Source organism: Scytonema hofmannii PCC 7110 (assembly GCF_000346485.2).
GTDB classification, from domain to species: Bacteria; Cyanobacteriota; Cyanobacteriia; order Cyanobacteriales; family Nostocaceae; genus Scytonema; species Scytonema hofmannii.
In genome coordinates this window covers 4472194-4481935 of sequence record NZ_KQ976354.1, presented here as the reverse complement: position 1 = coordinate 4481935, position 9742 = coordinate 4472194, and the positions used below count along the sequence as shown (strand labels likewise).

Below are 9742 nucleotides of genomic sequence, written 5' to 3'. Positions count from 1 at the left end.
TCTGGTGCAGTATTTCGCTGCTTCGTCTAACCGCCAGATTCGACATCGCTTTCCCACGACCCCAAACTGCATGCAATTTGGTTTAGGCTCTTCCCCTTTCGCTCACCACTACTCAGGGAATCTCTGTTGATTTCTTTTCCTCCAGCTACTAAGATGTTTCAATTCACTGGGTTCGCTACTATTGTTTATTGGGTTGCCCCATTCGGACATCTCCGGCTCGATGCTTGCTTCCAGCTCCCCGGAGCTTTTCGTTGGTAACCACGTCCTTCTTCGCCTCTGTGTGCCTAGGTATCCACCATTAGCCCTGATTCTCTTGACCACTTTTTGGCTTTCTCTATTTCACCGACCAATTCTCAGTTCTCAGTTTTCCAACAATCTCTCACTGGTCACGGATCACTGGTTACTGGTCAGGTGAGTTTTCGCGTCTCTATGCAGTTTTCAAGGTTCTGGCTGGTTTTCTACCCAGCAGTCTTGCTCCTTGTGGATACAAGTTGCTGAATCTTCCACTTCGCTCGGATGAATTGATGATTTAGCTTTGAATTGCCCTCAAGTGCATTGCAAAGACTATTTTTTCAGTGCTCCGGCTCCAGTTCTTTCCACTGGTCAGGAGTCACTGAACGAACCGATCTCTAGTTTGAAAGCCAATTTCCTTTTTTCCTCGCACGACCTGGGATGTCCCTTCAGTTTCTCTGATTCCTCAGTTCTCCGTGACCATCTTTCACTGGTCACTGAGAACTGATGACTACAAAACTGAAAAGTTGGTCTCCCTAAAAGGAGGTGATCCAGCCACACCTTCCGGTACGGCTACCTTGTTACGACTTCACCCCAGTCACCAGTCCTGCCTTCGGCATCCTCCTCCACGAATGGTTAGAGTAACGACTTCGGGCACTACCAGCTTCCATGGTGTGACGGGCGGTGTGTACAAGGCCCGGGAACGAATTCACTGCAGTATGCTGACCTGCAATTACTAGCGATTCCACCTTCACGCAGGCGAGTTGCAGCCTGCGATCTGAACTGAGCCATGGTTTGTGAGATTTGCTTGCATTCACATGCTTGCTGCCCTCTGTCCATAGCATTGTAGTACGTGTGTAGCCCAGGACGTAAGGGGCATGCTGACTTGACGTCATCCCCACCTTCCTCCGGTTTGTCACCGGCAGTCTCCTTAGAGTTCCCAACTTAATGATGGCAACTAAGTACGAGGGTTGCGCTCGTTGCGGGACTTAACCCAACATCTCACGACACGAGCTGACGACAGCCATGCACCACCTGTGTTCGCGCTCCCTAAGGCACTCCCAACTTTCATCGGGATTCGCGACATGTCAAGCCCTGGTAAGGTTCTTCGCGTTGCATCGAATTAAACCACATACTCCACCGCTTGTGCGGGCCCCCGTCAATTCCTTTGAGTTTCACCGTTGCCGGCGTACTCCCCAGGCGGGATACTTAACGCGTTGGCTCCGGCACTACGCGGGTCGATACGCGTAACGCCTAGTATCCATCGTTTACGGCTAGGACTACTGGGGTATCTAATCCCATTCGCTCCCCTAGCTTTCGTCCCTCAGTGTCAGTAATAGTCCAGCAGAGCGCTTTCGCCACCGGTGTTCTTCCTGATCTCTACGCATTTCACCGCTACACCAGGAATTCCCTCTACCCCTACCTTACTCTAGTCTCTCAGTTTCCACTGCCCTTATCTAGTTGAGCCAGACGCTTTGACAGCCGACTTGATAAACCACCTGCGGACGCTTTACGCCCAATCATTCCGGATAACGCTTGCATCCTCCGTATTACCGCGGCTGCTGGCACGGAGTTAGCCGATGCTTATTCCTCAAGTACCTTCATTTTTTTATTCCCTGAGAAAAGAGGTTTACAACCCAAGAGCCTTCCTCCCTCACGCGGTATTGCTCCGTCAGGCTTTCGCCCATTGCGGAAAATTCCCCACTGCTGCCTCCCGTAGGAGTCTGGACCGTGTCTCAGTTCCAGTGTGGCTGATCGTCCTCTCAGACCAGCTACCGATCGCCGTCTTGGTGCGCTCTTACCACACCAACTAACTAATCGGACGCGAGCTCATCTTCAGGCAGTTAACCTTTCACCCACAGGCACATCCGGTATTAGCAGCCGTTTCCAACTGTTGTCCCAGACCTGAAGCCAGATTCTCACGCGTTACTCACCCGTCCGCCACTAAACCCCTAAGGGTTCCGTTCGACTTGCATGTGTTAAGCATACCGCCAGCGTTCATCCTGAGCCAGGATCAAACTCTCCGTTTTGAAGTGTTCTTTTCGGTCAAACCATACTCACGTATGTCTTGACATCTTGGCTTCTTATTTTTGTTTTGGGTTTTTACCCGCAACTTAATTTCTTGACGAGGTTTTAAATTGCTTGGCTTTCAAACTATTGATTTATCGTGGTTCGGTTGTGTGAGCGGCGTTTCCTCTCGCTTCACACTTTATCTAAGGTAACAACCCGTTTTGTGTTTGTCAAGGGTTTTCTCTAACTTTTTTTTCAATCTTCTTTCCAAACGACCTCAAAACTTTGCCGAGCAAGAGTTTCAAAGCTTTTACAAATTTTGGGCTTTCAAACTTAACCTATATATATGTCTTGGTTCAGCGTGTCTTAAAGTGTTTGTGGTACGACGCTTCCCTACCATAGCAAAAAGATCTAGTTGGGTAGGCTAAACTAGGGAACAAAGCAGGAATCAAAGCTTAGCTTTAATCTGCCGCAGTTGGCTCTTGAGGTTATCTAATCGTTGCTCCCAAGGAGTTTTCTTGGGTTTGGAAGGAAAAACAGCGCTTGGTAGTGCTGGATTTAGATGACGGTAATGTTCCCAAATTTCCCAATACGGACAACCAGGTTCAATGCGGATACCTGCCCAATGAAGGTATTGTAAGGGTTGATTAACAGAGGGATCGACCAATATATGTCCTTGAGCTTGAAAATGAGGGCTTCCTCCCCAGTTCCCTGGTGCTTTCCCCTGCCTGCGAATGATATTGAAGCGATGAGGTATTCGCTTTAAAAGTAGATAATTGATGATTGGTTGGTCAGAAGTTTTTTCCGAAAAGTCAAAGTATTCTGGATGGGCGGCGCACTCTGTAAAGATATCGTACAAGTCTTGCTCAGAGACCAAGTTTCTCTTGGAACCCCAAAAACCTCCGTTGAAAATATCTTTGACTTCAGTTTCAGTAAAAACTTTTTCTTCTAAAACTTTAGAAGAAAAGACATTTTTAATACCGCCTGCATGTTGATAATCACAACAAATAAAGTCATACTCAGCTAGATAGTTAAGATTATCAATGATTTTTTCAAAAACAACTATATCTGTATCTATATACAAAAACTCATCAAAGGGTCCAAACCAGCAAGCCTGCTTGCGAAACTGATTGGGACGAGCAAAAAATTTACTCCCAAAAATTTCGTGTAATTTTCTTGACAGTCTATCGATAAATTCTAGATTTTCATAAATCTTAACACCATAATATATACTAACAATATGTGCAATATTATGATAATTGTCATCATACGGAATCATCATGATTGGTGTTTCCTTATCATGCTGCCGGATACTATTAAGTAGCGCGATCGCATGATCTGTTACCTTATCATTAGCGATAATATAAATTCCTCGACTCATAGAATTATCCTCAACTTGCTAGTCCTAGTTTTCTTAAAATTCGTGTTGCAAAATTTGGTTGTGAATTGTGAGACTTTGGTTTAGTCGTAAATTTTGGTCTTTTGTCTGGTTCATGTAAATAGCGGTAATATAAGAAAACATCTCTGTAAGGAAAATCGATATTTTCTCCTGCACAAAGACGGCTAAATAAACTTGAAGATAAACCAATATAGTGAATATATGTTAATCTGTTCCCCCTATCATACAGTACATTGTTTTTGACTTCAAAGTGATTAGAAGTAACACAACAGCCTGTTTTTTCGGTGTTGGGCAGATGGAGAGCAAAATTGTAGATAGAAAGCCCCCCTCGCATCACCATGTAGTTAAGTATCGTTTGATCGGGAGCCATATTATAGAGAACTTCTGCTTCTCCTTGGTGAAGTTTTTCTTTCAAGAATGACTGCTTTTGAAGATCAAAAATACCTTTTTTTGATGCATAAAATCCCGAACAAAATATATTACTTTGCAGTTGTTCTGCTGAAAAAACTTGCCTCAGTTTAGGTGATGAAATTTCATAAACATGAGATATATCTTTAAACTGGAAATCATACACTACCCAGTCATACTGGTTAAGTTGAGCAAAAATTGGTTCTAGAGAACTCATTAGTAAAGTATCGGCATCCATATACACAAAACGGTCAAAAGGACCATCAAAGGCACCATAACGCCGATGAGTTCCAACTCGGTAATATTTGTCACCACTAATTGCCTGCCAATGTTTTCGTGCAGTAGGATGAACATCCCAAATATTACGGACAAATTCATCCCATTGCTGAATTGAGTCTCGATTATCGTAAAGCTGTACGTTAGGACGGCGAGCAATTTCGTCGGCAATTTGTGCTATCTTATCATCGTAAGGATAGACGCAGACAGGCATATCTTGACCGTAAATTGCTTCTATACTATTGAGTAGAGCAACGAGTTGATCGAAGACTCGGTCATTCGCAAGGGTACAAATACCTTCCATATGTGTTTTGGCAAGATTTAGGAATCACTTTATACATTCCTTTATGTTATAGCTCATGAATTTCTTAATTGAAAAGCCTTTTCCATAAAAATAATGATTTCTTCTACGGAATCACTGATTTTGAACCTTTATGCTGCTACAAGCATAAATCTATTGAGGTTTTGAAGGCATCGAAGCAATCTACCTCAGAAAAACTACTGATTTAGCGACATGAAATCGTACTTGTGTATAGTCATAATAAAGAGAGAACAGGTAAGCTACATCTCACATATATACAAGCTATAGACATTACAAGAAATTTTTCACAAAGTTGGAAGTCCATTCTAAAAGATTAAGTTTGTGGAGAATAATCTGCCTAGCTTCTGCGATCGCATTCTTTGCTGCATACCAAGCATCTGGCGTAGCCGTCACTTCTTGGATAAACTTAAATCCGTTTTCATCCAAGCTAGGTATCCTGAGAAAACTCCCTGGTGGTAATAATTTGTCAGCCGCAGGACCACCATAATATATAGGTAGACACCAAGCTAGAAGAGCATCCCATAACTTTTCACTCACATACCAATCATTATCAACGTAATTTTCAATTGCTAAATTGTAGTAATACGGTCCCATACCGTACCATTTGTTACCTATTTGCCCATTAGACCTAGCCCACTCTGGTAAGTCTCGCCCATACAAATCAAAATCAAATTGACTCGATTGCAGCAGCCATAAAAACTCCAAGCGTTGGCGATGGTTAGCCGTGCGGCTAATTCCGGAGGTAATCCAGCTACAAGTACGTATTTTTTCTGGAAGTGGCATTTCATTCAACTCACGAAAAGAATTAGAATGATACCAAATAGCGGGCATATAATCTGGATTTGGTGCAGCATCATCAGGTGCAGAAATATAACCGCAGTAGCTTTCAGCCCATTGGTAGCAACGTAAATTTGTCTCCATGACCTCTTGGAGAGGTGGCTCCCGCCAGAGAAAAATAATTTTTTCCTTTGGAACCTCTCGCAGTAATCGTTGCATTTCCTTTTCTGGATAGTAAATATGTTGTAGTTCCGGTTTAAAAAACAAATACTTTTTCCTTACTACTGTTTTTATCCCCGCATAATTGTATAACAACAAAAAGTCTGGCTTTTCTGCATTGGCTAACATTTGAATGTTTCCCCATGTTCCAAAAAAGTTAGGGGTTTGTAGCCACATCCAATCACTTCTGTTAACACCAGGGTATCCACTTAACATTCCGACAATTTTTCTGTTCATATATTTTTCTTTTCGGACATCTTTGTACTTCATTCAGAGAAAATTATACTTTGTTATTGATTTCAAAAAGTTTAAGTTTGTCTACCAAATTCATTGCTGAGTCATAAGCTTCTTGAATTAATTCACGTTGTTCCTTTTGGGACGTAGCTGACATATTCTTCTCAGTTAAAGAAGACAGAGAAGCAAGCATAGGATTCAGGCTTACCCGCAGTGCCTGAGAAATTTGGTTCAAATTTTGACCATCATTACTGCCATTATGATTTTTCTCTGATAAAATAAATCGCACCTCCGTTCGGAGATTGACAAAATCGTCAAAAACATCAATGGTATTAAGAATCCTTGTGGCTAATTTATAGGATTGCTCAATTAATTCTTGCCTTTCTTGGAAACTGTCAAACATTCCATCTAGTAACAAACGCAACAACCCAATCGTGGAGTTAAGGCGCGTGCGAAGTTCGTAAGAGATGCGAATTAAGCTTTGATGGCGGTTGTTTGCAACTTCAACCTTGTCAGCAAATTGCATGGAATATAGGCGAGTGTAGTAACCACCCTTGTGTAACAGTTCTTCGTGGGTTCCTACCTCTACGACACTTCCCTGTTCCAAGACGGCAATTTGATGAGCTTTTTGCACTGTGGAAAGACGGTGAGCAATAACCAAGGTTGTGCGTTCACGGCTTAAATCTTCTAACGCACTTTGCACTAAACGTTCGGAAACAGTATCTAAAGCGCTAGTAGCTTCATCCAAAATGAGAATATCTGGATCTTGCAGCAAAGCACGTGCTATTGCCAGACGTTGTCGCTGACCACCAGATAACATAACTCCGCGATCGCCAATTGGGGTATCAAATCCTTGGGGTAATTTAATAATGAACTCATAAGCATTTGCCCGCTTTGCTGCAGCGATAATTTCCGCTTCTGTAGCTTCAAGTCGTCCATAAGCAATGTTATACCGCACCGAATTGTTAAAGAGAAAAGTATCTTGACTGACAATACCCATAGCTTTCCGAAACGATTGAATATCAAAGTCGCGCAAATCGATGCCGTCAATAGTAATACACCCAGAGGTTGGGTCATAAAATCTGGGCAATAAGTCAGCCATTGTTGATTTACCCGCGCCAGAGCCACCGACTAAAGCCAATGTCGTGCCGCACGGCAAGTATAAATCTATATCTTTTAATACCAACTTTTCATGTCCGGGGTAGGCAAAGGAAACCCACTTAAAATGCACTCCCTGCTTCAATTTAGAGTAGCTTACTTTACCGCTAACCATTATCGGTTTATTATTTCGCTGTAAAAAATCAACAGCAATGTCCACACTAGCAGTGGAATTGGCAAAGCTGCTGCGAAGAGTATTTAATTGAGAAATAAGTGGTAACAGTCTTATAAGTACAAGCAAATATGTGAGGAGAACTGCAGATAAAGAAGCCACCTTATCAGCAAAAAAGGCACGACCTAAAAAGACAATTACCATTAAGATAATAATCCCAGTTATCTCGCTGACTGGCGTAATTAACTCAGAATATACCTGAGATTGAAAATCTGCTTGCTCGCGATCGCGAATTAGCTTTTTAATCTTTTGATATTCTCTATTTTCATTACCAGTTGCCTTAACTAAGCGTATACCCATCAGAGTTTCTAGAACATTGACGGAGTAATATTTAGACATTTGCGACAAGATCCCACCAAAATCTCTAGACCGACTAATTGCAAACTGGTTTATCAAAGTCACCAAGGACAGTAAAACAGTTGTAGCAATTGTTAACTGCCAAGAAATTGATAGCAATAATCCTACAAAAATTAAAATGGTAATGACCAGTACAGCAACTTTAATCAAATTACCCACAGCACTAGCAGCACGAGCAACTTCTCCACCAAGAGTGTTGATTAGATCGCCAACTTTCATCTTAGTATAATAATCTAAATCAACATCTAGCAATATCTTGAAACCAGCTTCGCGCATATCTGCTGTCAATCTACGCGATAAAGAGCTAGATGTCAGTGTACTGCCATAAGTTGCTGCATTTTTTAAGACTATAGTAAATATAATTGCCCCAGCCATTACCAATAAACGATAATTTTCTGGGATACTATCAAAAGGTTGTGTTAGTTTTTGAAGGATGGGAGGAGCACCATCAAAATCGACTTTCTGTCCTACAACTTTAAGAACTACTGGTATAATGAGTGCAGTACCGACGCCATTAAATAAAGCTCCAGAAAAGCCCAAAACTATTGTTAACAAAATTAACCAAGGATAGGAGCTTGCAAATTTAAGCAGAACGGAATTGGTAAGCAAAGGACGTTTGGAGTAAGATTTGTTCTGGAGTAACATATGCAATAATTTATTGCTGCCACTGATAATTATGACTAAATTTTTATTCCAGCAATAACTTGAGAGAGTGTCGATGCCATAGTATCCACACTATAATGTTTTATACACCTTTCTCTAGCTCTATGACCAAGCTGGTTTGCCGCTTTTAAATCTTCAAATATCAACTGTATTTTCTCAGCAATTTGTTTTGGAGAATTAGGGTCAACAAGATAGCCAGTATTTCCTAAAATTTCTGGAATGTCCCCAACTCTGGTTGATAATACAGGTTTCGCCATTGCCATGCCATCGGTTAGCTTTAAAGGAAATTGGGCGCGAGCAATTATCGTGTCTCTTTGAGGAACAACTACAATGTGGGCAGCTGCTACAACCTTAGGCATTACTGTCACTGGGTATTTGGGTAACTTGATAATCCAACGTCCCCATTGTTGAATCAGTTTGTCATCATAGTTATCATAAGGACTGCCACCAACAATCACAAGTCTCAAATCAGGCTGATTTAAAATATCTAACGCCATTAAAACATCTTCAACTCCTTTATGAGGTCTTGGTGCGCCCGGAAACATGAGAATTCGATAATTAGAAAGACCATAACGTTTTCTACTCTCCTCAGGGTCATATTGGCTGGGGTCGAACAAGTCAGTATCTTTACCATTGGGCAAATAAAAACCACCAAAACGATCTTGAAGAAATTGGGTATCAATAGTGAGCTGATCTGCCTTGCTGACTAAGTTTTCTAGCCAGCTGACATAAACGCGATGGTCAGGAACACGCAATTCTCCATTCTTAGTAAGAAGATCTCTCAAAAATTGTTTGAAACCGGGACGATAAGTCCAGTCAAAACCTCCGTACCAGCTTAGTTCCCAGTCATCCATATCTAAAAGTAAAGGACGATGACTGCTAATTTTTTTAATTAAAGCAACGCCAAAACTGGTGGGCTTAGGTTTGACAGCGTAAAGAAGATCTCCATCTAGTTTTTGCAAAAGTTCTCTAGCCGCACCCAAGAACTGTGGATAGTTTTTGCCTGCGATCGCAACTACTGGAATGTCAGAGGGAGGGATCGTATAAAAATCATCACCGAAAAGAAAGCCAACAATTTCTACTTGGTAATTTAGCTTTCTCAAAACTTGAGCTAGTAAAATAGCTCGAACACTACCACCGCCGCTGAGGTCACTGACAACAAGTGAAACTTTCAATTTTGATAACTCTCCTGTCTAGTCACAAATTAAAGCTTAATGAAAAATTTGAAAGCTGCTGAACTCTGCTGCCTTAAGTTCTCTTTTTTAGCTGAATCTGACAAATACTATAGCGAATTCACGGAGGAAAGAGATAATAATTCATCGGTATAGAACATATGTACTAAATACAACCAGAATAAAGTTCTGTAAGAGTAGTGACGAAACAACTCCCTCAGTGTTCTCCCTTAGTATGAAGGTACCACACCTAAAATACGCGGGATGCCTGGTAGCCCCCAAGCACGAGTGTCAAGAAATTAAATGAATTGATGCTCATACGTTATTTATATCGGGGCCCAAAG

5 protein-coding genes and 2 rRNA genes (1 of these 7 cut by a window edge) are annotated in these 9742 nt (G+C 41.7%); all 7 read right to left on the bottom strand.

Translation table 11 applies throughout. The features are described from left to right. Positions 1–319 (bottom strand): 23S ribosomal RNA (locus WA1_RS18415) (it extends 2549 nt beyond the left edge of the window). Between the two features lie 451 nt (positions 320–770). Further along, positions 771–2261, bottom strand: a 16S ribosomal RNA gene (locus tag WA1_RS18410). The 16S and 23S rRNA genes sit together here, the layout of an rRNA operon. A 428-nt stretch (positions 2262–2689) precedes the next feature. Continuing rightward, on the bottom strand, positions 2690–3622 hold the full coding sequence (locus WA1_RS18405; RefSeq protein ID WP_017746412.1) for an Npun_R2821/Npun_R2822 family protein: 933 nt from the start codon (positions 3620–3622) through the stop codon (positions 2690–2692). A gap of 10 nt (positions 3623–3632) precedes the next feature. Beyond that, positions 3633–4628 carry an Npun_R2821/Npun_R2822 family protein gene (locus WA1_RS18400; protein WP_017746411.1) on the bottom strand — a complete coding sequence of 332 codons (996 nt, stop codon included), beginning with the start codon at positions 4626–4628 and terminating at the stop codon, positions 3633–3635. A 288-nt stretch (positions 4629–4916) separates the two neighbouring features. After that, the gene (locus WA1_RS18395) at positions 4917–5879 is read right to left on the bottom strand and encodes a glycosyltransferase family 10 domain-containing protein (protein WP_026134997.1); all 963 of its coding nucleotides are present in this window, start codon (positions 5877–5879) and stop codon (positions 4917–4919) included. Between the two features lie 43 nt (positions 5880–5922). Further along, positions 5923–8208, bottom strand: a complete 2286-nt coding sequence (locus WA1_RS18390) for an ABC transporter ATP-binding protein (RefSeq protein WP_017746409.1) — start codon at positions 8206–8208, stop codon at positions 5923–5925. 35 nt (positions 8209–8243) lie between these two features. Next, the gene (locus WA1_RS18385; RefSeq protein ID WP_017746408.1) at positions 8244–9401 is read right to left on the bottom strand and encodes a glycosyltransferase family 4 protein; all 1158 of its coding nucleotides are present in this window, start codon (positions 9399–9401) and stop codon (positions 8244–8246) included. Positions 9402–9742 lie beyond the last annotated feature (341 nt).